The 21,604-nt window shown below is 73.8% G+C and carries 19 protein-coding genes; 11 read left to right on the top strand and 8 right to left on the bottom strand.

Annotation, left to right across the window (positions count from 1 at the left end; all coding sequences use genetic code 11):
• The coding region (locus tag R7226_RS26235; RefSeq protein ID WP_318600348.1) for an N-acetylglucosamine-6-phosphate deacetylase at nt 1-1,204 on the top strand (1,204 nt) is incomplete at its 5' end.
• A 25-nt stretch (nt 1,205-1,229) separates the two neighbouring features.
• Nucleotides 1,230-2,387 (top strand): ABC transporter ATP-binding protein, encoded by a 1,158-nt coding sequence (locus R7226_RS26230; RefSeq protein ID WP_318600347.1) that lies wholly within the window; start codon nt 1,230-1,232, stop codon nt 2,385-2,387.
• Here R7226_RS26230 and dmpG read toward each other — a convergent pair.
• The gene (gene dmpG / locus R7226_RS26225) at nt 2,384-3,382 is read right to left on the bottom strand and encodes a 4-hydroxy-2-oxovalerate aldolase (RefSeq protein WP_318600346.1); all 999 of its coding nucleotides are present in this window, start codon (nt 3,380-3,382) and stop codon (nt 2,384-2,386) included. The genes R7226_RS26230 and dmpG overlap by 4 nt on opposite strands.
• The gene (locus R7226_RS26220) at nt 3,379-4,260 is read right to left on the bottom strand and encodes an acetaldehyde dehydrogenase (acetylating) (RefSeq protein WP_318600345.1); all 882 of its coding nucleotides are present in this window, start codon (nt 4,258-4,260) and stop codon (nt 3,379-3,381) included. The genes dmpG and R7226_RS26220 overlap by 4 nt, the downstream gene beginning before the upstream one ends.
• Before the next feature lie 102 nt (nt 4,261-4,362).
• On the opposite strand from R7226_RS26220, the gene R7226_RS26215 reads away from it, so the two are divergent.
• Entirely contained in the window at nt 4,363-6,774 is a 2,412-nt protein-coding gene (locus R7226_RS26215) for an RCC1 domain-containing protein (protein ID WP_318600344.1), read from the top strand.
• A gap of 14 nt (nt 6,775-6,788) precedes the next feature.
• Nucleotides 6,789-9,212: an RCC1 domain-containing protein gene (locus R7226_RS26210; RefSeq protein WP_318600343.1), complete on the top strand. Its 2,424-nt coding sequence runs from the start codon at nt 6,789-6,791 to the stop codon at nt 9,210-9,212.
• A 14-nt stretch (nt 9,213-9,226) separates the two neighbouring features.
• On the opposite strand, the gene R7226_RS26205 is transcribed toward R7226_RS26210, so the two are convergent.
• Nucleotides 9,227-10,129, bottom strand: a complete 903-nt coding sequence (locus R7226_RS26205) for an NAD(P)H-binding protein (RefSeq protein WP_318600342.1) — start codon at nt 10,127-10,129, stop codon at nt 9,227-9,229.
• A 127-nt stretch (nt 10,130-10,256) separates the two neighbouring features.
• On the opposite strand from R7226_RS26205, the gene R7226_RS26200 reads away from it, so the two are divergent.
• The 3 genes from R7226_RS26200 to R7226_RS26190 all read left to right on the top strand — a co-directional run bounded on the left by R7226_RS26200 (nt 10,257) and on the right by R7226_RS26190 (nt 13,459).
• Complete coding sequence (locus R7226_RS26200; RefSeq protein WP_318600341.1) at nt 10,257-10,733, top strand: hypothetical protein; 477 nt, start codon at nt 10,257-10,259, stop codon at nt 10,731-10,733.
• Nucleotides 10,734-10,827: 94 nt separating this feature from the next.
• Entirely contained in the window at nt 10,828-11,763 is a 936-nt protein-coding gene (locus tag R7226_RS26195; protein WP_318600340.1) for a ring-cleaving dioxygenase, read from the top strand.
• A 145-nt stretch (nt 11,764-11,908) separates the two neighbouring features.
• The gene (locus R7226_RS26190) at nt 11,909-13,459 is read left to right on the top strand and encodes a sulfatase (RefSeq protein WP_318600339.1); all 1,551 of its coding nucleotides are present in this window, start codon (nt 11,909-11,911) and stop codon (nt 13,457-13,459) included.
• A gap of 9 nt (nt 13,460-13,468) precedes the next feature.
• Here the strand turns inward: R7226_RS26190 and R7226_RS26185 are convergent, their stop codons facing one another.
• The 4 genes from R7226_RS26185 to map all read right to left on the bottom strand — a co-directional run bounded on the left by R7226_RS26185 (nt 13,469) and on the right by map (nt 16,177).
• Nucleotides 13,469-13,888 (bottom strand): hypothetical protein, encoded by a 420-nt coding sequence (locus tag R7226_RS26185; protein ID WP_318600338.1) that lies wholly within the window; start codon nt 13,886-13,888, stop codon nt 13,469-13,471.
• Nucleotides 13,888-14,460 carry a nucleotidyltransferase domain-containing protein gene (locus R7226_RS26180; RefSeq protein ID WP_318600337.1) on the bottom strand — a complete coding sequence of 191 codons (573 nt, stop codon included), beginning with the start codon at nt 14,458-14,460 and terminating at the stop codon, nt 13,888-13,890. Before R7226_RS26180 ends, R7226_RS26185 begins: the two co-directional genes overlap by 1 nt.
• A 192-nt stretch (nt 14,461-14,652) precedes the next feature.
• Nucleotides 14,653-15,429, bottom strand: coding sequence for a MerR family transcriptional regulator (locus tag R7226_RS26175; RefSeq protein WP_318600336.1), 777 nt, complete (start codon nt 15,427-15,429; stop codon nt 14,653-14,655).
• Between the two features lie 4 nt (nt 15,430-15,433).
• On the bottom strand, nt 15,434-16,177 hold the full coding sequence (gene map / locus R7226_RS26170) for a type I methionyl aminopeptidase (protein ID WP_318600335.1): 744 nt from the start codon (nt 16,175-16,177) through the stop codon (nt 15,434-15,436).
• Nucleotides 16,178-16,303: 126 nt separating this feature from the next.
• Between map and R7226_RS26165 the strand changes: the two genes are divergently transcribed.
• From R7226_RS26165 to R7226_RS26150, 4 genes are all read left to right on the top strand, one after another.
• Nucleotides 16,304-17,461 carry a sensor histidine kinase gene (locus R7226_RS26165; protein ID WP_318600334.1) on the top strand — a complete coding sequence of 386 codons (1,158 nt, stop codon included), beginning with the start codon at nt 16,304-16,306 and terminating at the stop codon, nt 17,459-17,461.
• Entirely contained in the window at nt 17,458-18,063 is a 606-nt protein-coding gene (locus R7226_RS26160; RefSeq protein ID WP_318600333.1) for a response regulator transcription factor, read from the top strand. Before R7226_RS26165 ends, R7226_RS26160 begins: the two co-directional genes overlap by 4 nt.
• A gap of 113 nt (nt 18,064-18,176) precedes the next feature.
• Nucleotides 18,177-19,574: an FAD-binding oxidoreductase gene (locus tag R7226_RS26155; protein ID WP_318600332.1), complete on the top strand. Its 1,398-nt coding sequence runs from the start codon at nt 18,177-18,179 to the stop codon at nt 19,572-19,574.
• An 83-nt stretch (nt 19,575-19,657) separates the two neighbouring features.
• Complete coding sequence (locus R7226_RS26150; protein WP_318600331.1) at nt 19,658-20,914, top strand: acyl-CoA dehydrogenase family protein; 1,257 nt, start codon at nt 19,658-19,660, stop codon at nt 20,912-20,914.
• Nucleotides 20,915-20,985: 71 nt separating this feature from the next.
• Here the strand turns inward: R7226_RS26150 and R7226_RS26145 are convergent.
• A partial coding sequence (locus R7226_RS26145) for a M15 family metallopeptidase (RefSeq protein WP_318600330.1) occupies nt 20,986-21,604 on the bottom strand: 619 nt, incomplete at its 5' end.

Here is a 21,604-nt window from a genome sequence, read left to right as displayed (position 1 = left end):
CGGCGCGGCGGGCGGCGGCGCGGCGGGCGGCGGCGCGGCGGGCGCGGGCGAGACGCTCGCGCTCGACGGCGGCCTGCTGACCGCCGGGATGATCGACCTGCAGCTCAACGGCGCCGTCGGCGTCGACTTCGCGGACGCCGACGCCGACGGCTGGCGCCGTGTCGCCGCGCACGTCGCCGCCCACGGCACGACCGCCTTCTGCCCCACCTTCATCACCGCACCGGTGGAGAGCCAGCGCGCTGCGATAGCGGCGACCGCGGTGGCGATGGGCGCGTTGGGGGCCGGCGCCGGCGCGGCTGACGCAGAGCGCGGCGCAGGTGATGCAAAGCGTGGCGCGCTTGACGCAGAGCGTGGCGCGGACGCGCCCGTCGCGCTGCCGCTCGGGGCGCATCTCGAAGGTCCCTTCCTCTCCCCCCTGCGCCCCGGCGCGCACGATCCGGCGCTGCTGCGCGAGCCGAGCGCCGCCGCGCTCGACGCGCTGCTCGACGGCGCCGACCTCTCCGCGCTGGCGATCGTGACGCTCGCGCCCGAGCTGCCCGGCGCGGCCGCGGCGATCGCGCGGCTGACCGCCGCCGGCGTCACCGTCTCGCTCGGTCACAGCGAGGCGACCGCGGCCGCGACCGCCGCCGCCGCGCGGCAGGGCGCGCGCCTCGTCACCCACCTCTTCAACGCGCAGCGCGCCTTCAGCCACCGCGAGCCGGGCCTTCCGGCGCGCGCTCTCGTCGACGAGCTGCTCGTCAGCGGGCTGATCGCCGACCTCCAGCACGTCGCGCCCGACGCCGTGCGGCTCGCCTTCGCCGCCGCGCCCGGCCGCATCGCGCTCGTCTCCGACGCCGTCGCCGCGGCCGGGATGGCGCCCGGCCCGTTCAGGATCGGCAACGTCGAGGCGTTCGCGCGCGCCGACGGGCCGCCGACGCTCGCCGACGGCACGCTCGCCGGCTCCGCGCTTCACCTCGACGAGGCGGTCCGCAACGCCGTCGCGCTCGGGATCGACCGCGCGACCGCGCTGACCGCCGCGACCGCCGTCCCCGCCGCCGCGCTCGGCGACGCCAGCCGCGGCGAGCTGGCCGCCGGCCGCCGCGCCGACCTCGTCTGGTGGGACGACGAGCTGCACGTGCGCGCCGTCTGGATCGGCGGCCGCCGCATCGACCTTCCCGCGCCCGCCGCCGCATCCGGCGCGGGCCGATCCGCTCCCCCCGTCTGATCCGACCCGACCGCAGGAGGCAGCAATGGCCAGCATCGTCTTCGAGGGCGTGACCAAGCGCTATCCCGACGGCACCGAAGCCGTCACCTCACTCGACCTGACGGTGCACGACGGCGAGCTGGCGATCCTCGTCGGCCCGTCGGGTTGTGGCAAGTCGACCGCATTGCGGATGGTCGCCGGACTCGAAGAGGTCAGCGACGGCCGCATCGTGCTCGACGGCGACGACGTCACCAAGCGCTCCCCCAGCGACCGCGACATCGCGATGGTCTTCCAGAACTACGCGCTGTACCCGCACATGACGGTCGCGCAGAACATGTCGTTCGCGCTGCGCCTCAACGGCACCTCGAAGGCCGACACCGCGACGAAGGTGCGCGAGGCGGCGACGACGCTCGGGCTGGAGAGGCTGCTGGAGCGCAAGCCGGCGCAGCTGTCGGGCGGTCAGCGCCAGCGCGTCGCGATGGGCCGCGCGATCGTGCGCGAGCCGAAGGCCTTCCTGATGGACGAGCCGCTCTCCAACCTCGACGCGAAGCTGCGCGTGCAGACGCGGATGGAGATCGCGCGCCTGCAGCGGCGCCTGCGGTCGACCATGCTCTACGTCACCCACGACCAGGTCGAGGCGATGACGCTCGGCGACCGCGTGATCGTGATGCGCGCCGGCAGACTGCAGCAGGCCGGCGCGCCCGGCGAGCTGTTCAACAGCCCCGCCAACGTCTTCGTCGCCGGCTTCATCGGCTCGCCCGCGATGAACCTCGTCGGCGCGCGGATCGAGCAGGACGCGGTCGTGCTGCCGTTCGCGCGCGTGCCGCTGACACGCGAGCGCCGTGCCCAGCTCGACCTGCGCGACGGCGAGCCGCTGATCGCCGGCGTGCGGCCGCACGCCTTCAGGGAGGTCGCGAGCGGCGCCCCCGCGACCTCCGGCGACAGCGCGACCTTCACCGCCACCGTCGAGGTGCTCGAAGCGCTCGGCGCCGAGTCGTTCGCGGCGCTGCCGATCGAGCGCGGCGTCGTCGACGACGCCCGCCTCGACGAGCTGGCCGGCACGAGCGAGGCGCAGCACGGGATGCTGACGGTGCGGCTGGAGGCGGTCTCCCCGGCCGCCGTCGGCCAGCCGCTCACGCTCGCGCTCGACGGCGCCGCGCTGCACCTCTTCAGCGCCGCCGACGGACGCAACCTGGAGCGTTAGCGCTCCGCCAGCTCGGCCGCGGCGTCGATGATCATGTCCTCCTGGCCGCCGACGATCCGGCGGCGGCCCAGCTCCATCAGCACCGCGCGCGGCTCGACGCCGAACTTCGCCGCCGCGCGCTCGGCGTGCAGCAGGAACGACGAGTAGACGCCCGCGTAGCCGATCGACAACGCGGTGCGGTCGATGATCTGCGGCCGCGCCATCAGCGGCGCGACGACCTCCTCGGCGACGTCCATCAGCGGGAACAGCTCGACCGCCGTCTCCAGCCCGGAGCGCTCCAGCGCCGCCGCCAGCACCTCCAGCTGCGCGTTGCCGGCACCGGCGCCGAGGCCGCGCAGCGAGCCGTCGAGCCAGCTCGCGCCGGCGTCGGCGGCGGCGAGCGCGTTGCCGACGCCGCAGCCGAGGTTGTTGTGCGCGTGGAAGCCGACCGCCGTCTCGGGCCGCAGCGCCTCGCGCAGCGCGCTGACCCGCTCGGCCGCCGTGCGCGGGACGAGCGCGCCGGCCGAGTCGACGATGTAGACGACGGTCGCGCCGTAGGACTCCATCAGCCGCGCCTGCGCCGCCAGCTCGGCCGGGCCGATCATGTGGCTCATCATCAGGAAGCCGATCGCCTGCATCTCGTGCTCCGCGGCCCAGGCGATGTGCTGCTCGGCGATGTCGGCCTCGGTGCAGTGGGTCGCCACGCGCGCGATCGAGGCGCCGAGCGCCTGCGCGCGCCGCAGCCGTCTGAGCGTGCCGATCCCGGGCAGCAGCAGCGCCGCGATGCGCGCGCGCGAGACCGCCCCAGCCGCCGCCTCGATCAGCGCGTCGTCGGAGAAGGCGGCGCGGCCGTATTGGATCGAGGAACCGCCGACGCCGTCGCCGTGCGAGACCTCGAGCGCGTCGACGCCGGCGCGATCGAGCCCGGCCGCGACGGCCGCGACCTGCTCGGGCGTGAAGCTGTGCCCGACCGAGTGCATCCCGTCGCGCAAGGAGGAGTCGACGAGCGTGATCATGCCGTCGCCTCCGCCCCGCGCCCCGCCAGCAGCCGCTCCGCGACCCGCTCGCCGACCTCCGCCGCCGCGGCCGTCATCACGTCGAGGTTGCCGGCGTAGGGCGGCAGGAAGTCGCCCGCGCCCTCGACCTCCAGCAGCACCGTGACGAGCTCGCCGTCGACGTCGCAGAGCCGCAGCCGCACGCCCGGCACGTACCTGCGCATCCGCTCCAGCATCTCCAGCACGGAGGTCTCGATTGCGCCGGCGTCGGGGCGGCGCACCTGCGCGAAGACGGTGTCGCGCATCAGGATCGGCGGCTCGGCCGGGTTGAGGATGATGATCGCCTTGCCCTCGTCGGCGCCGCCGACGCGCTCGAGCCCGCGCGCCGTCGTCTCGGTGAACTCGTCGATGTTCTGGCGCGTGCCGGGGCCGGCGCTGCGCGAGGAGATCGTCGCGACGATCTCGGCGTAGGCGACGTCGGCGACGCGGTCGATCGCGTGCACCATCGGGATCGTCGCCTGCCCGCCGCACGTGACCATGTTGAGGTCGGGCGCATCGAGGTGCTCGTCGAGGTTGACGCATGGCACGACGTACGGCCCGAGCGCCGCGGGCGTGAGGTCGACGCAGACCTTGCCGGCGGCCGTCAGCCGCGGCGCGCTCTCGCGGTGGGGTCTGGCGCCGGTCGCGTCGAAGACGAGCGCCACGTCGTCGCGCTCGAGCACCGCGTCGAGGCCGCGCGAGCTGGTCTCGACGCCGAGCTCGCGCGCCCGCGCAAGGCCCGGCGAGTCGTCGTAGACGCCGACCATCAGCGCCGTCTCGATCGCCGCGCTGCGCTGCAGCTTGACGAGCAGGTCGGTGCCGATGTTGCCCGGCCCCAGCACCGCTGCCTTGATGCCCATCGATCCCCCGTTCGCCGACGCCCTCCGCTCCGCCGACCTTACCGGCGCGGATGGACCTGAGTCCATTGCGTGGCACCTCGGCGCTGGAAATCATGGACGGCCATGATCGCCTTCCGTGCCCGCGGCCGCCGGTCTGCCGCGCTCATCGTCCTGCTCCTGACGCTGCTCGCCGGCGCGGCGCTCGCCCCCGCGGCGTCGTCGGCGACGGTCGCCGCCGGCAGCGACTTCAGCTGCGCGCTGCGCCACGACGGCCGCGTCCTCTGCTGGGGCGCCGCCGGCCGCATCGGCGACGGCACGCCCGACGGCTCCAACAGCGCGCTTCCGGTCGCCTCGGTCAGCAGAGTGGTCGACGTCGCGACGGGCGGCGCGCATGGCTGCGCCGTCCGCGCGAACGGACGGATCGGCTGCTGGGGCTCCAACGCGGCCGGTCAGCTCGGCGACGGCACGAGCGACGACCGCGTCGCGCCGGTCGCCGTCCGCGGGGTCGACAGCGCCGTCGCGGTCGCCGCCGGCGGCAGCCACAGCTGCGCGCTGCTGAGGAACGCGACGATCCGCTGCTGGGGCAGCGACGACGACGGCCAGACCGGCGGCGGCACCGGGAACGGCGTCAGCGGCGTCGTCTCGCTCGACGCCGCGGCCGCGTCGACCTGCGCCGCGCTCGCCGACGGCTCCGTCCGCTGCTGGGGCGACGACGCGACCGCGACCCCGCCGGCGCTGACCGACGCGGCCGCGGTCGCCGCCGGAAACGACCACGCCTGCGCGCTGCGCAGAGGCGGCACCGTCATCTGCTGGGGCGCCAACGGCCGCGGGCAGCTCGGCATCGGCAGCGACACGAGCCCGCTCGCCTGGGCGGAGGTGCGCGGCCTGACCGGCGTCACCGCGATCGCCGCCGGCGGCGACGAGAGCTGCGCGCTGCGCGGCGATCGCACGGTCGCGTGCTGGGGCGAGGGCACGCGCGGTCAGCTCGGCGACGGCAGCCGCGACCGCAACCTCGTGCCGACGACGGTCGCGGGACTGGTCGACGCGACCGCGATCGCCGTCGGAACCGCCCACGCCTGCGCGGCGCGCGCCGACGGCACCGCCGTCTGCTGGGGCGACGCCAGCGACGGCCGCCTCGGCAACGGCGCCGCCAGCTCCTCGGCGACGCCGGTCTTCGCGCTGGAGACCGCCGGCGCGACCGTCGTCAGCACCGAGGTCACCTCGGGGCTCTCGGCGGCCAACCGCGGCGGCAACCACAGCTGCGCGGTCGTCGAGGACGTCGCCAAGTGCTGGGGCGTGGGCGGCTCCGGCCAGCTCGGCGACGGGACGACGGCCGACCGCGGGACGCCGACCGCGGTCTCCGGCCTCCCCGGCGCCAGCGCCGTCGCCGCCGGCAGCAAGCACAGCTGCGCGGCGCTGCTGACCGGCGCGGTCCGCTGCTGGGGCGAGAACGCGCACGGCAAGCTCGGCGACGGCACGACGACCGCCAGCGCCGTGCCGGTGACAGTGGCGGGCCTCAGCGCCGCCGCCGTCGCCGCCGGCTACGACAAGAGCTGCGCGATCACGTTCAGAGCGACCGTCAGCTGCTGGGGCGCGCGCTGGCGCAGCGACAGCGGGGCGACGGTCGACGAGCCGACGCCGGTCGCGATCCCGGGGACGGAGCGCGCCGTCGAGGTCGTCGTCAACTCGACCGCGAGCTGCGTGCTGAACATCGACGAGATGGTCAAGTGCTGGGGCCGCGGCGACCGCGGCGAGCTCGGCAACGGCGCGACCGGCTACCCCGGCGGCGCGACCGACCCGGCGATGGTCGCCGACGCCACCGGCATCTCGATCGAGGACGTCGTCGACATCGCCGCCGTCAGCGAGTACTCGACCTGCGCCAGACGCGAGGACGGGACGATCCTCTGCTGGGGCGATGGCTACGGCATCTGGGCGAGAGCGATCCCCGGCAGCGACTTCCCCCGGCTGGCGAACCACTGCGCGCTCAGCGGCGGCGCCGTCAGCTGCGTCGGCGACGGTGCGCGCGGCCAGCTCGGCGACGGCTTCCAGCCGACCGGCCACTTCGCGCTGCAGCCGCACCAGGCGCCGGTCGCCGGCCTCAGCGGCGTGCGCCAGCCGGCGGCGAGAAGAGGCGTCACCGAGACGCCGCCGCCCAGCGACGGCCTGATCGCGCTCCCGCCGACCGTCAGAGCCGATCCGCCGAGCGTCGCGACGACGGCCAAGCCGTTCGCGATCAAGCGCGTCAAGGCCGGCAGAAGCGGCCGCGTCGCGCTGACGCTGACCATCCCGGCCGCCGGCGCGGTGCGCCTCGCCGCGACCGCGACCGTCGCCGGCAAGCGCCTCACGTGGTTCCAGACCGCCAGGGCGATCAGCGTCAAGGCCGGCAGCAAGGCGATCTCGATCACGCCGACCGCAGCCGCTGCCAGAGCGCTCAAGAAGAGCGGCAGAGCCGTGAAGGTGACGCTGAAAGCGACGTTCACGCCGAAGAGCGGCAGGGCCGTCGTCAAGACCACGACCGTCGCCGTCCGCAGATGAAGGGGACCTGGACCATGCTCACCTTCCGCCGCCGCGCGCGCGGCTCGCTCGCGCTGCTCGCCCTGCTGCTGACGCTGCTCGCCGGCGCCATCCTGTCGACGGCCGCCTCGGCGCGGACGCTCGAGGCCGGCGGCGACTTCGGCTGCGCGCTGCGCGACGACGGCCAGGTCCTCTGCTGGGGTCCCGGCGACCGTCTCGGCCGCACGAGCCCGGACGCGTCGTTGAGCGCGGTCCCGGTCGATGCGCTCGGCGACGCCGTCGACCTCGCGACCGGGGAGAGCCACGCCTGCGCCGTCCGCGGCAACGGCGCCGTCGCCTGCTGGGGCGACGACAGCGCCGGGCAGCTCGGCGACGACGGCTCCGGCGGTGACTACGTCCCGGTGCCCGTGAACGGCGTCGCGAACGCCGCCGCGGTCACCGCCGGCGATCAGCACAGCTGCGCGCTGCTGAGAGACGGCACCGTCAGCTGCTGGGGCAGCGACGCCGTCGGCCAGTCCGGCGGCTACGACGGCCTCGGCTCCGTCGGCGTCGTCTCGCTCGACGCCGGCGCGCGGTCGACCTGCGCCGCGATCAACGACGGCACCGTCAGCTGCTGGGGGCTGCCGCTCGCGCTCGTGCTGTCCCCCGCGATCACCGACGCCGTCGCCGTCGCCGCCGGCGACGAGCACGCCTGCGCGCTGCGCAGAGGCGGCACCGTGATCTGCTGGGGCGCCAACGACCAGGGGCAGCTCGGCCTCGGCAGCACCGCGGCGCCGGCCGACTGGCGCGACGTGCCGGGGCTCGGCGGCGTCACCGCGATCGCGGCCGGCGGCGACGAGACCTGCGCGCTGCGCGGCGATCGCACGGTCGTCTGCTGGGGCAGCGGCGTCAGCGGCCAGCTCGGCCGCGGCACCGTCTCCAGCAGCCCGACGCCGGTCGCGGTCGCGGGCCTGACCGACGCGACGGCGGTCACCGTCGGCGGCGCGCACGCCTGCGCCCTGAGAGCAGACGGCATCGCCCTCTGCTGGGGCGACAACAGAGCCGGCCAGCTCGGCAGCGATCGCGCGGCGTCCACGACGACACCCGTCGCCGTCACCGGCGTCAACGGCGCCGTCGCGGTCGCCAACGGCGCGAGCGACCACCGCTGCGCGGTGATCCACGACGCCGGGGTCACGTGCTGGGGCGCCAACGACCGCGGGCAGCTCGGCGACGGCACCACCGTCGACCGGATCGTGCCGGCCGCGGTCAGAGGGCTCCCGCTCGCCGACGAGGTCGCCGTCGGCGACAAGCACAGCTGCGCGCTGGTCGAGGTCCAGGTCAGCTGCTGGGGCGAGGGCGAGAACGGCCGGCTCGGCAACGGCTCGCTCAGCGACCGCGCGACGCCGGTGACGATCCCCGGTCTCCAGGCCGTGCACGTCGCCGCCGGCTTCAAGAGCACGTGCGCCGTGACGCTGACGTCGAACGTCGCCTGCTGGGGCGCGCGGTACATCAGAGAGACCCCGACCGAGCCCGCCCGCTGGGAGGACCTCGCGACGCCGGCCGTGATCGCCGGCACCAGCCAGGCCGTGCAGGTCGTCACGATGGACAACGCGAGCTGCGCGCTGTTCGTCGACATGACCGTCAGCTGCTGGGGCCTGAGCGACTACGGCCAGCTGGGCGTCGGCTGGCGCAGCGTCGACTTCGGCTCGACTGACCCGGTCCCCGTCACCTACGAGAGCGGCACCCCGCTCGCCGGCGTCGACGAGCTGTTCCTCGACGGCCGCTTCTCGATCTGCGCTGAGCTCGCGGACGAGTCGTTCGCCTGCTGGGGCGACCACCACGGCAACTACGCACGAACGGTCGCGCTCAGCGCTCCGCCGCTGCCGGATGGCGACGGCTGCGCGGTGGACGCCGGAGCTGTCCGCTGCGTCGGCGACGGCGCGGCCGGGCAGCTCGGCGACGGCTACCAGCCGGCCGGGCACTATCCGCTGCAGCCGCAGGCGTCGCCGGTCATCGGCATCGGCGGCAGCGTGCGCCAGCCGGCCGTCGCGAGCAGAGGCGTGACGGAGACGCCGCCGCCGACCGACGGCGGCGGCACGCCCCCGCCCGCCCTCGTGACGCCCCCGCCGACCGTCAGAGCCGACCCGCCGCGCGTCGCGACGACGACGCCGTTCGCGATCAAGCGCGCGAAGGCCGGCAGAAACGGCCGCATCGCGTTGACGCTGTCGTTGCCGAAGGCCGGCGGCGTGCGCGTCGTCGCGACGGCGACCGTCGGCGGCAAGCGCGTCACGTGGTTCCAGACGGCGAAGGCGATCAGCGTCAAGGCCGGCGCGCGGTCGGTCGCGATCGTCCCGAGCGCGGCGGCGAGAAGGGCGCTGAAGCGCGCCGGCACGGCGAAGGTCTCGCTGCGCGTCAGCTTCACGCCGAAGGGCGGCAAGGCGGTCGTCAGGACGGCGGTCGTGACGGTGCGGCGGTCGTGACGGTGCGCCGGTAGTCAGCGCCCGGCGAGCGCGGCGCGCACGGCCGTGCCGAAGTCGCGCGGGTCGTCGTTGACCCCGGGCGGCGGCGGCTCGCGCACGAGCATCTCCTCGCGCAGGCCATCGACGAGCGGCCGCACCAACGCCGTCTCGACCGGCGTGACGAGCTGGACCCAGTAGGAGGAAAGCCGCGGCGTCAGCACCGGCACGCGCACGACCAGCGGATGGCGACGGTCCATCGCGTCGGCGGTCTCGTCCATCATCGCGCGGTAGCTGAGCGGCTGCGGGCCGCCGAGCTGCACGTCGCCGGTGACGTCGCCGCGGTCGCGCAGCGCGGCGAGCGCGCCGACGACGTCGTCGATCGCGATCGGCTGCGTGCGCGTGTCGATCCAGCGCGGGCAGATCATCGCCGGCAGCCGCCGCACGAGCGCGCGCAGCATCTGGAAGGAGGCGCTGCCGGCGCCGATCACCATCGCCGCGCGCACATGGACGAACTCCGGCACGTGCTCGCCGAGCGTGCGCGCGACCTCGTCGCGGCTGCGCAGGTGAGCCGAGGAGGCGTCGTCGGAGGAGAGCCCGCCGAGGTAGATCACGCGTCGTACGCCGGCGGCTGCCGCGGCGCGGCCGAAGTTCTCCGCCGCGCGGCGGTCGCGCGCCTCGAAGTCGCCGCCGCCGCCGCGGCCCATCGAGTGGATCAGGTAGTAGGCCGTCTCGACGCCGTCGAGCGCGGCGTCGAGACCGTCGCCGCTGACGGCGTCGCCTTCCACGATCCGCGCGCCGGCGGGCGCCTGCGCGCGGTCGGGTCTCCGCATCAGCAGCCGCAGCTCACCGTCGTCGGAGGCGTCGGCGGCGCCGGCGAGGCGCGGCGCGAGGCGGCCGCCGACATAGCCGGAGGCGCCGGTCAGGAGGATCGCGGGCACACCAAGGGTACGGCCGGCTCCCGCGGATGGTTCAGCCGCTCAGGTCTGGGCAGCTTTGGTCACGTTTGGCACGCGAGAACTCGTGGAAGGAGTGCCGACACGACAATCCGAGAAGAGGAGGTTCGCTGTGAAACAGACGATTTCGACTGCTCTCGCCGCCCTCGCGCTGAGCGGCGCCGCCGCCGCGCCGGCCGTCGCCGACGACGCGTCGCTGAAGCAGACCGTCGAGCACCAGGAGCGCTCCGGCACGAGAGCGCTGAACGCCTTCAACAAGGCGACGGACGCGTGGAGGAAGAGCGGCTCCGACGCCGACCTGAAGAAGCTCCGCAGCGCGACCGGACGCCAGCTCACCCAGATCGAGCGATACCAGGAGGCGGTCGAGGCGGAGGAGCCGTCGAGCAAGCCGTACGCGAAGGCCAAGCGCGCGCTGCTCACCGCGCTGGGGCAGCTGGAAGACGGCTACACGAGCCTCAACCGCGCCTTCGCCCGCCTGCTCGAGGGCGAGAGCAGAAGAGCCGTGCTGAGAGAGGTGCGCGCGGCCGACCGGAAGCTGGACGCGGCCTCGGCCTCGCTCAAGAGAGCAAAGCTGCTGATCGGGGACTGACCCCGCGGCGACTCGCAGCCGGCGACAGCTCCGCTCCCGTGGTAAAGTAGTTGCGTAGTCAACAACTTCTTTCAGCCGGGAGCGGAGGCACGCCATGCAGCTCGAAGGCATCCACCACATCAGCTCGATCACCGCGGACGCGCCGCGCAACGTCGACTTCTACGTGCGGGTCCTGGGGCTGCGGATGGTGAAGAAGACGGTCAACCAGGACGACCCGTCCGTCTACCACCTCTTCTACGCCGACGAGGCCGGCAGCCCCGGCGCCGACCTCACCTTCTTCGAGTACCCGGGCGCCCGCCAGGGCCGCGCCGGCGCCGGCATGGTCCACACGATCGTGCTGCGCGTCGGCTCGGAGGCGTCGCTCGACTTCTGGCGCCTGCGGCTCGCCGACGAGCAGGTCGACAGCGAGCGTGGCGAGCGGTCGCTCTCCTTCGCCGACCCCGAGGGGCTCGGCTACGAGCTGATCGTCGACGAGAGCGGCGATCCGCCGCTGACCGCCATCTCCCCCGACGTGCCGGCCGAGCACGCGATCCGCGGCTTCGCCGGCGTGCGCGCCTACTCCGCCGCGCCCGAGCGCAGCGCGCCGCTGCTGCGCGACGTGCTCGGCTTCACACCGGCCGACGCCGACTCGACGACGCAGTGGGAGGCGCGCGGCGAGCAGCGCGGCGGCTTCTACGCCTACGACGCGGCGCCCGAGCAGCGTGGCCTCGGCGGCGCGGGGACCGTCCACCACATCGCCTGGGCCGCCTACGACGACGACATCGAGGCCTGGGACGCGCGCGTGCGCAGAGCCGGCGCGCACACCTCCGGCCTCGTCGACCGCTTCTGGTTCAGAAGCGTCTACTTCCGCGAGCCGAGCGGCGTGCTGTTCGAGCTGGCGACGCTCGGACCGGGGTTCACCAGCGACGAGCCGCTCGAATCGCTCGGCCAGAGCCTCGTGCTGCCGCCGCGACTGGAGCCGCAGCGGGCGCAGATCGAGCCGCGGCTGACGCCGCTGCCGCCGACGCGCGCCGCCGCGTCCGCAAGCTGACGCGTTCGCGCGGGCCCGTCGCGGCGGCGGCGGGTCCGGCGGGCGCGTTTCATAACATGGAGGCAGCGCGGCGCATCGATGCCCGCTCAGAAGGGTTCCATCGAGGACCCCCCACGACGCACCGAAGCCGCGGAGGCACCCCTCTATGGACCACGAGATCGATCGACGAGACCTGCTGCGCCTGGCCGGCGCCGGCGCTGCCGGACTCGGCGCGCTCGGGGTCGCCGGCTGCGGCAGCGGCGACGGCACCGCCCAGGCCGCCCGCTCCGTCACGGCGACGATCGCCGCCAAGCCGCCGCGCACGGCGACGAGATTCGCCAAGCAGGTGAAGAAGGGCGAGGTGCCCAACCTGCTGCTCGTCATCATCGACTCGGTCCGCGCTGACGCGCTCGGCTCCTACGGCCGCCGCAACGCGCACACGCCCAACCTCGACGCGCTCGCGCGCGACTCGCTGCGCTTCACCGAGTGCTACCCGGAGTCGTTCCCGACCGGGCCGGCGCGCGCGACGATCTTCGGCGGCTCGCGCCTCTTCCCGTTCCGCGACTGGAAGGCGCCGGCCGACATGCCCGGCACGCCCGGCTGGCAGCCGGTTCCGGACGAGAACATGATCTCGACGTTGAAGCGGGCCGGCTACTGGACCGGATACGCCGTCGACACGCCGTGGACGATGGTCGGCTCGCAGGAGCCGTTCCTGCGCGACTTCGACAGATACGTGCCGATCAAGGGGCAGACCGGCACCGTCACGGCGAACGAGAGCATCATCAGCGACGCCGAGCTGGCGAAGTGGGTCGCGCCGAAGATCCTCGAGTCGAGCTCCGGCCAGAAGATGCGCCAGTACCTGGCGAACATGGCCGGCCGCCGCGGCGAGGACGAGTACCTGCCGGCGAAGGTCTTCACCGCCGGCATGAAGCTGCTGGAGGAGGGCAAGAAGTCGAAGAAGCCGTTCGCGATCGCGATCGACTGCTTCGACCCGCACGAGCCGTGGGATCCGCCGGCGAGATACATCAAGCTCCACGGCGGCTCGCTCAACCGCGCCTGGAACCCTGGCACGGTCCTCAACGGCACGGCCAAGTCGAACGGCCTCAGCGCCGCCGACGTGCGTCAGATGAGAGCGCTGTACTACGCCGAGCTGACGATGGCCGACCGCTGGTTCGGCAACTTCATGCAGCGCTTCCACGAGCTGGAGCTGGACAGAGACACCGTCGTGATGTTCCTCAGCGACCACGGCTTCCTGCTCGGCGAGCGCGGCTACGTCGCGAAGTTCGCCTGGGAGCTGCACCCGGAGCTGATCCACGTGCCGATGATGCTGCGTCACCCCGAGGGCAAGGGCGCGCGCAGAACGACCGACTTCTACTCGCAGACCGAGGACGTCGCCTCCACGCTGCTGGCGGCCGCCGGGCTGGAGAAGCCGGAGTGGATGGACGGTGCCAACCTGCTGCCGCTGACCGAGGGCAAGCAGCCGAAGAAGAGACGCGACTACGTCACCGGCGCCTACAGCTCGATCGTCTTCGCGCGCGACAGAAACTGGTCGTACGTCGCCGACAACCAGGGCGGCAGACCGGAGCTGTACAACCTCCGCCGCGACCGCCGCGAGGTGCGCAACCTCGCCGGCTCCAACAGCACCCAGGCGCGCAAGATGTACAACGGCATGATCAAGCGGGACGCCGGCGGTCCGCTGCCGAAGTTCCCGTCGTAAGGGGCGACTTCAGCGCCGCAGCACCTGTTCGGCGAAGTCGATCAGGTGCTGCGCCTGACGCAACACTCCGCGCAGCTCGGCGCCGGACAGATGGATGAAGCCGTACTGCGCGCTGTCCTTGAGGTTGAGCACCCGCCGGAGCTGTCTCGCCGCGTCAGCGCCTCCGGGTGCGATCTCGGCGACGAGCGCTTCCGCGTCGTGGTGGTCCTGCCCTCGCGGACGCCGGCCAAGTGCGGCGCAGCAGGCCGCATCGCACGCAGCAATGCCAGCGAGCACGGCAAGGGACGCAGCGACGTTGGCCGACTCCGGGTTGTCCGGCTCTTCCAGCGCCACCAACTCGGCCGCCTCGAGGAACTTGCGCGCATGACTGCGCCGGGTGCGCGCGTCGCCCGCCGAGCACGGCTGTGTGCGACCGGATCTCCGCGCCATCAGTCCTCCGCGCGGAGCAGGCGCTGGATCGGTTCGCCGTAGAGCACGATTGCGTCGTTCAGAAGCTCCTCGACGATCGGCGGGCGCTCCTGCCGCAGCGACCCCGCATCTCCTTCGCTGATCTCCGTGATGCTCGCGACGTTGCCGGACCAGCGGAGCACTTGATCGGCGAGCGCGTCAAGCTGCTCTCGCCAGCTCGCCTCGTCCGCGGCGACGGCTGCGCGGCGAACGACGAGAAGGTCGAGGTCGCTCCGCTGATCGCCTTCGTGCCGCGCGAATGAGCCGAAGACGGAGACGTGCAACGGCGCCAGCACCCACCCTGCGACCACCGCACCGATCCGCGCCAGCAGCTCGCGACGCAAATCCGCGAGCGTCTCGACCGCCGGTGCTGCGACGTGCTCGCGATTGAGCGTGAACAGCAGCGCGCGGCCCGCCTCTTGACGATCGACCAAGCCGTGGACGACGAGTCGCTCGAGCACGACCAAGACGCCGCGTTGCGAGCCACGACGAGCAAGTCTCGCCACTTCGCGGCCGGTCAGCGGTCGCTGCGTGCCGGCCAGGACGGCGAGCACGTCGCCATCGAGGCTCGGCGAGACCGCGCTGTAGGGACGAGACAGGTCCATGCGATGAGACTAACGCCTAATGAGCGGTATTTCACTCATATGAGCGAAATACCGCTCATATCTGGCTATCTGCCAGGTGTAGGTGGCAGACCCCGGCGTAGCCGAGCTGGCGTGGGGGCTTCGCCGCGCTGGCCGGCGGCGTCAGCCGGCCAGCCGCTTCAGCACCTCGGGGCGCTTCATCACCTCGGGGTGCTTGAGGACCCGCTGCAGCTGCTTCTCGACGACGCGGCCCATCTCCTGCTGGAAGCCCGCGGCGACCGCCTCGGTCGCGAGCGGGCGCAGCTTCGCGAGCGCCTCGTTGAGCTGCGCCCACTCCTCGGGGCTGCGCCGCTCGGGGTCGATGTTGCCGCCCGCGAGGTCGACGATGAACAGTCTCGCGAACGCCTCCGCGATCGAGCGCGTGCTGCGCTGGATCTGCTCGGCGACGGCGAGCGCGTGCGGCGCCGGGACGCCCATCCGCACCAGCTCGGTGCCGGCGCGCAGCAGCGTCGGGCTCGGCACCTCGAACATGTCGTCGGCGATCGCTCTGACGACCCCCAGCCGCAGCGCCTTCTTCAGCGCTTTCGGGTCCGGGCCGCCCATCCGCGCCTCCAGCTCCAGGCGTGACAACAGCTCCGGCTCCTCGTCGCCGAAGGCGCTCAGGACGGCGCGGCCGAAGTCGAGCAGCTGCTCGCCGCCGCCGGGCGTGGCGGTCACGAGCCGCTCGATCGCCTTCAGGTTGAAGCCCTCGGCCTGCATGTCCTGGATCAGCCGCAGCCGCGCGACGTGCTCGGGCCCGTAGTAGCCGGTGCGGGCCCGCACCTGCGGCGGCGGCAGCAGCCCGCGGGATTGGTGCGCGCGGATGTTGCGCACCGTCATCCCCGTCTCGCGGGCCAGCTCGTCGATCGTCAGCTCGCGCGGGGCGGCCTGCTCGCTCATGGCCTCAGGCGGTCAGCACCAGCGCCGGCTGATCTCTGCGGATCACCATCGTGTGCTCGAAGTGGGCCGAGCGCGCGCCGTCCTGCGTGACGAGCGTCCAGCCGTCCTCCAGCTCCTCCAGCACCGTCGAACCGGCCGAGATCATCGGCTCGATCGTGATCACGAGCCCCTCCGTCAGCGGCTCGTCGTCGGCCGGGTCCGGGTAGTTGAGCACGTCGGGCTTCTCGTGGAGTCTGCGGCCGATGCCGTGGCCGCTGAGGTCGCGGATCACTCTGAAGCCGCGCTTCTCGACCTCGGCCTCGACGGCGGCGCCGATCGCGTTGCGCGGCGCGCCGGCGCGAGCCGCGTCGATCCCTCTCAGCAGCGCGGCCTGCGAGGCGGCGGCGAGGCGCGCGCTCGCCGGCTTCGCTCTGCCGATCGGCACGCTGACGCAGGCGTCGGCGTAGTAGCCGTTCAGCTCCGCGGTCACGTCGATCTTCAGCAGGTCGCCGTCACGCAGCCGGCGGTTGCCGGGGACGCCGTGGACGACCTGGTCGTTGACCGAGATGCAGATCGTGCCGGGGAAGTCGTACGTCAGGATCGGTCCCGAGCGCGCGCCCATGCGCGCGAAGGTGCGCGCCGCGACGGCGTCCAGCTCGGCGGTCGTCATGCCGGCGCGGGCGGCGCGGCGGCACTCTCTGATCGTGGCGGCGACGACGGCGCCGGCTGCCTTCATCCCGGCGAGGTCCTCAGGGGAGTCGATCGACATCGTTCGAGTATCGCAGGGGCGCGCGCCGCTCACCGCTGACGCTGGCGCGGCCCGTGACAGATGTCATGGTCAGATCCGGACGCCCGCCACTTCCTCCCTCCGAGGGCCGCGCATAGGGTCCTCAGCATGAGTTCACGCTCCTACGACGTGTTCGCCGCGACCGTCACCGACCCGACGCCGACGGAGGCGCGCAAGCAGCTCGCGGGCGTGCTGCTGGGAATGGGCTGGCTGGCGATCCCGATCGTCGAGACGGTCGGCTCGTCGCCGGCGTGGTGGAGAGCGATGCTCGCCTCGGTGCTGTTCGGCGTCGCCGTCGCGCTCTACCTGACCGCTGTGATGCGACCGCCCAACTGCGGGCCGCAGCAGCGGCATGAGCTGCGGCCGGTCTACCTCAGCTTCGCGGCGATCGCCGCGATCGCGGCGCTGCTGACGGTCGTCGTGACGCCGGCGTGGGCGATCCTCTTCAGCTACGCCTCGGTGCTGTCGGGCCTGCACCTGCCGACCAGGCATGCCGTCCCGCTGCTGTTCGCCAGCGCCGCCGCGGCGCTCGTGCTGACGCTCGGCCAAGGCGCGGAAGGGGCGGTCACGTATGCCGTCAGCGCGCTCGGCGTCGGGGCGCTGATGCTGGCGCTCGGCCGCCTGATCGCCGCCAACGTGCAGCTGCAGACGGCGCGGCAGACGATCGAGCAGCTCGCCGTCGAGGCCGAGCGCGAGCGGTTCGCGCGCGACCTCCACGACGTGCTCGGCCACAGCCTCTCGGTCGTCACGCTGAAGGCCGAGCTGGCCGGGCGGCTGCTGCCGCGGCAGCCGCAGGAGGCGCAGCGCCACGTGCGCGAGCTGGAGCAGGTCGCGCGCGCCGCGCTCGGCGAGCTGCGCGAGACCGTCAGCGGCTACCGCAGACCGACGCTCGCCGGCGAGCTGGCCGGCGCGCGGCTGGCGCTCGACGCCGCCGGGATCGAGCTGCACCTGGAGCAGCGCGCGCCGGAGCTGCCGGCCGAGGTCGAGGCGCTGCTGGCGTGGACCGTCCGCGAGGGCACGACCAACGTGATCCGCCACAGCGGCGCGCGTCGCTGCGCGATCGCGATCGCGCCGGTCAACGGTTCCGGCGTCGCCAGCGCCGAGATCCGCGACGACGGCCGCGGCGTTCGCGGCGACGCGCCCGGAGGCCCCGGCAACGGGCTGGAGGGGCTGCGCGAGCGTGCCGCCCAGCTGGCCGGCCGGATCGACGCCGAGACGCCGCCCGACGGCGGCTTCCGCCTCACCGTGACGGTGCCGGCGCGATGATCCGCGTGCTGCTGGCCGAGGACCAGGCGATGATCCGCGGCGCGCTCGCGAGCCTGCTGGGGCTGGAGCACGACATCGTCGTCGTCGCCGAGGTCGGGCGCGGCGACGAGGTCGTCGGCGCGGCCGCGACCAGCCGTCCCGACGTCGCGCTGCTCGACATCGAGATGCCGGGGATGACCGGCCTCGACGCCGCCGCCGCGCTGCACACGGCGCTGCCGCACTGCCGCGTCGTGATCCTGACGACCTTCGGGCGCCCCGGCTACCTGCGCCGCGCGATGGCCGACGGCGCCGCCGGCTTCATGCTCAAGGACGCCCCCGCGAGCGAGCTGGCGGCGGCGATCCGCCGCGCCGTCGCGGGCGAGCGGATCGTCGACCCCGGCCTCGCGGCCGCCGCGCTGTCGGCCGGCGAGAACCCGTTGACCGCGCGCGAGCGCGAGGTGCTCGCCGCCGCCCGCAGCGAGGGCACGATCGCCGAGCTGGCCGTCGCGCTGCACCTCTCCCACGGCACCGTCCGCAACCACCTCTCGACGATCATGGGCAAGCTCGGCGCCGGCAGCCGGATCGAGGCGATCCGGCTGGCCGAGGAGCGCGGCTGGCTGTAGCGCTCCGTGCGACGACCGAGCCGGCGCGCGTCGACGTCGAAGCGACACCTGAGGAATTCTCTAGGGGGTTTCCCCGATGTCGGCGGTGGCTGCTCGGCCGTACGGTCCTCGGCATGACCTCCGCCATCCCGTTCCCCGCCGCCGTCGAGATCGAAGCGCTGCGCGTCGATCTCGACGGGACCCTCGCGACGCCCTCCGATCCCGGCTACGACACGCTGCGCGCGAGCTGGAACCTGACCTTCGACCAGCGTCCCGCGCTCGTCGTCGAGGCGGCCGACGGCGACGACGTCGTCGCGGCCCTCGGCTTCGCGCACGAGCACGGCCTCACGGTCACGGTCCAGTCGACCGGGCACGGCGCGGCCGAGACCTGCGACGGCGGCATGCTCGTCTGCACGGGGCGGCTGCGCGACGTCGAGGTCGACCCCGTGCTGCGCGTCGCGCGGATCGGCGCCGGGGCGGACTGGACCGACGTGCTGCCGCGGGTCGCGCCGCACGGGCTGGCGCCGCTGCTGGGCTTCAACCCGCACGTCGGCGTCGTCGGCTACACGCTGCTCGGCGGACTCGGCTGGCTCGGCCGCAAGCACGGCCTCGCGGTCGACAGCGTGCGCGCGCTCGACGTCGTGCTGCCCGACGCGACCCACCTGCGCGTCACCGCCGACGCGGAGCCCGACCTCTTCTGGGCGCTGCGCGGCGGCGCCTCCAACTTCGGCGTCGTCGTCGCGCTCGAGCTGCAGCTGGTGGAGGCGCCGGCGCTGTTCGGCGGGCAGATCCTCTACCCCGGCGCGCGCGCCACCCAGGTGATCGCCGCTTACGCCGACTGGATCGCGACCGCGCCCGAGGAGGTCACGAGCGCGCTCGCGGTCGTCCGCATCCCGGCTGCGCCGTTCGTGCCGGAGCCGCTGCGCGGCGTCACGGCGGTCTCGATCAGCGCCTGCGCGCTCGCCGACCCGGCGGCGGCAGAGGCGCTGCTGGCGCCGCTGCGGACGCTCGGCGATCCGCTCATAGACGGCTTCCGGCCGCTGACGATCGGCGACCTCGGCCACGTCGCGATCGAGCCGGCCGACCCGATGCCGGCGGCCGGCCACTCCGAGGTCGTCGGCGCGCTGACGCCCGCGCTGCAGGCGCTGCTGGCCGCGACGGCGGAGGGCGAGCGGCCGTTCGCCGTCGTCGAGCTGCGCCACCTCGGCGGCGCGCTCGGCCGCGAGGGCCTGCCCGGGCCGATCGCGCGGCCGGCCGGCGAGCTGCTGTTCCACGCCGAGGCGGTGACGCCGCCCGGTCCGGCCGGCGAGGCGGCCCGCGGCGCGATCGCGGAGCTGTTCGAGGCGGTCGCCCCGCACGTCGCCGGCGCGCCGCTGCCGAGCTTCCTCGGCGAGCTGGTCAGCGGCCCCGAGCGGCTCGCGCAGGCGTACACGCCCGCGGGGCGCGCGCGGCTCGGCACGCTCAAGCGCCGCTACGACCCGGACAACCGCTTCCGCTTCGGCCGTCCGATCCCGTTCGACTGGGCTGCCTGAACCGCGCGCCGCGCCTGTCAGCGGCGGTACCCTGCCGCTGACAGGTTGTCGGAACGCCCGAGTTCACAAAGGACTGCCCCCTCATGGAAGCCATCACGGATCTGCAGGAGACGCCCGCCGCCGGCGAGGTGACCTTCTCGCTCGAGCTGACGCAGGACCAGAAGGACGTGCGCGACTGGGTGCACGGCTTCGCCAGAGACGTCGTGCGCCCGGCCGCCTCGGAGTGGGACGAGCGCGAGGAGACGCCGTGGCCGATCATCCAGGAGGCGGCGAAGATCGGCCTCTACGGCTTCGAGGGGCTGGCGCAGTTCTTCGCCGACCCGACCGGCCTCTCGCTGCCGCTCGTCAACGAGGAGCTGTTCTGGGGCGACGCCGGCATCGGCATGGCGATCATGGGCTCCGGGCTCGCGGCCGCCGGCATCTTCGCCAACGGCACCGGTGAGCAGATCGGCGAGTGGATCCCGCAGTGCTTCGGCACCGCCGACGATCCCAAGATCGCCTGCTTCGCCGTCTCCGAGCCCGACGCCGGCTCCGACGTCTCCGCCCTGCGCACGCGCGCCAAGTACGACGAGGCGACCGACACCTGGGTCCTCAACGGCCAGAAGGCGTGGGCGACCAACGGCGGCATCGCCAACGTCCACGTGATCGTCGCCTCCGTCGATCCGGAGCTGGGCTCGCGCGGCCAGGCCTCGTTCATCATCCCGCCGAACACGCCCGGCCTCGAGATGGGCACGAAGCTGAGAAAGCACGGCCTGCGCGCCTCGCACACCGCCGACGTCTTCCTCGACGACTGCCGCATCCCCGGCTCCTGCCTGCTCGGCGGCAAGCAGAAGCTCGACGAGAAGCTCGCGCGCGCCCGTGAGGGCAGAAAGTCGCGCGGGCAGGCGGCGATGGCGACCTTCGAGGCGTCGCGCCCGACCGTCGGCGCGCAGGCGCTGGGGATCGCGCGCGCCGCCTACGAGTACGCGCTCGACTACGCGAGAGAGCGCAGACAGTTCGGCCGCGCGATCATCGAGAACCAGGCGATCGCGTTCGCGCTCGCCGACATGAAGCTGGAGATCGACGCCGCCCGCCTGCTCGTCTGGCGCGCCTCGTGGATGGGCCGCAACCAGATCCCGTTCAGAAACGCCGAGGGATCGATGTCGAAGCTGAAGGCCGGTGAGGTTGCCGTGTGGGCGACCGAGCGCGCGATCCAGATCCTCGGCGGCAACGGCTACACGCGCGAGTTCCCGGTCGAGCGGATGCACCGTGACTCGAAGATCTACACGATCTTCGAGGGCACCTCGGAGATCCAGCGGCTCGTGATCGCGCGCGCGATCTCGGGTGTGCAGATCAGATAACCCTCAGGCTCAGGTCGAGCGTTAGATGTGATGGCGGATTCGCCCGCGTGCCGGGCGGTTCCGCCACCACCTCAGCGCAGCAGCTCGTCGAGCGTGCGACCGGAGCGAATCGACTCGCTCGCCAGCTCGACGCCGACCCAGCGCAGGTGCCACGGCTCGTAGGCGTAGCCGGTGACGCGCTCACGGCCACGCGGGTAGCGGACGACGAAGCCGTGCTCGGCGGCGTGGGCGGCGAGCCAGCGGGCCGGGCGACTGCCGGCGAAGCAGCCGGTCGCGGCGCAGCGGCCGTCGGCGCCGGCGAGGTCGATCGCGAGGCCGGTCTGATGCTCGCTGTGGCCGGCGCGGGCGCTGACGTGGGATGCGTTCTCCGCCCCGCGCTCGCTCGCGTAGCCGCTGAACAGCGCCCGCTGGGAGCCGAACGAGCGGTAGCCCGAGACGGCGGCGAGCGGAACGCCGTCGCGGCGCGCGGCGGCGAACAAGCGCTCCAGCGCTCGCGCCGGCCGGCGGCGCAGCCGCTGCGCCTCCTGCGGCACTCCGGCGAGGAAGCGCACGCGCGGCACGACGAGGTCGCGTGGGACGTAGCGAGCCGGCAGTCCGCGGCGCTTGTCGACGAGCACGTCGGCGTCGGCACGGGCGGCCGCGGCGCGCGCGGCGCCGGCGCGGGCCGCGGCAGCACGCGCGACGGCGGCG

Origin of the sequence: Conexibacter stalactiti (assembly GCF_033542075.1) — a bacterium.
GTDB classification, from domain to species: Bacteria; Actinomycetota; Thermoleophilia; order Solirubrobacterales; family Solirubrobacteraceae; genus Conexibacter; species Conexibacter stalactiti.
This window is presented reverse-complemented; position numbering and strand designations above follow the sequence as displayed.

Excerpts from the sequence above, each read along its gene's own strand:
- R7226_RS26230 (WP_318600347.1), top strand. The coding sequence starts at position 1,230 with ATGGCCAGCATCGTCTTCGAGGGCGTGACCAAGCGCTATCCCGACGGC.
- dmpG (WP_318600346.1), bottom strand. The coding sequence starts at position 3,382 with ATGATCACGCTCGTCGACTCCTCCTTGCGCGACGGGATGCACTCGGTC.
- R7226_RS26220 (WP_318600345.1), bottom strand. The coding sequence starts at position 4,260 with ATGGGCATCAAGGCAGCGGTGCTGGGGCCGGGCAACATCGGCACCGAC.
- R7226_RS26215 (WP_318600344.1), top strand. The coding sequence starts at position 4,363 with ATGATCGCCTTCCGTGCCCGCGGCCGCCGGTCTGCCGCGCTCATCGTC.
- R7226_RS26210 (WP_318600343.1), top strand. The coding sequence starts at position 6,789 with ATGCTCACCTTCCGCCGCCGCGCGCGCGGCTCGCTCGCGCTGCTCGCC.
- R7226_RS26195 (WP_318600340.1), top strand. The coding sequence starts at position 10,828 with ATGCAGCTCGAAGGCATCCACCACATCAGCTCGATCACCGCGGACGCG.
- R7226_RS26190 (WP_318600339.1), top strand. The coding sequence starts at position 11,909 with ATGGACCACGAGATCGATCGACGAGACCTGCTGCGCCTGGCCGGCGCC.
- R7226_RS26185 (WP_318600338.1), bottom strand. The coding sequence starts at position 13,888 with ATGGCGCGGAGATCCGGTCGCACACAGCCGTGCTCGGCGGGCGACGCG.
- R7226_RS26175 (WP_318600336.1), bottom strand. The coding sequence starts at position 15,429 with ATGAGCGAGCAGGCCGCCCCGCGCGAGCTGACGATCGACGAGCTGGCC.
- map (WP_318600335.1), bottom strand. The coding sequence starts at position 16,177 with ATGTCGATCGACTCCCCTGAGGACCTCGCCGGGATGAAGGCAGCCGGC.
- R7226_RS26165 (WP_318600334.1), top strand. The coding sequence starts at position 16,304 with ATGAGTTCACGCTCCTACGACGTGTTCGCCGCGACCGTCACCGACCCG.
- R7226_RS26160 (WP_318600333.1), top strand. The coding sequence starts at position 17,458 with ATGATCCGCGTGCTGCTGGCCGAGGACCAGGCGATGATCCGCGGCGCG.
- R7226_RS26155 (WP_318600332.1), top strand. The coding sequence starts at position 18,177 with ATGACCTCCGCCATCCCGTTCCCCGCCGCCGTCGAGATCGAAGCGCTG.
- R7226_RS26150 (WP_318600331.1), top strand. The coding sequence starts at position 19,658 with ATGGAAGCCATCACGGATCTGCAGGAGACGCCCGCCGCCGGCGAGGTG.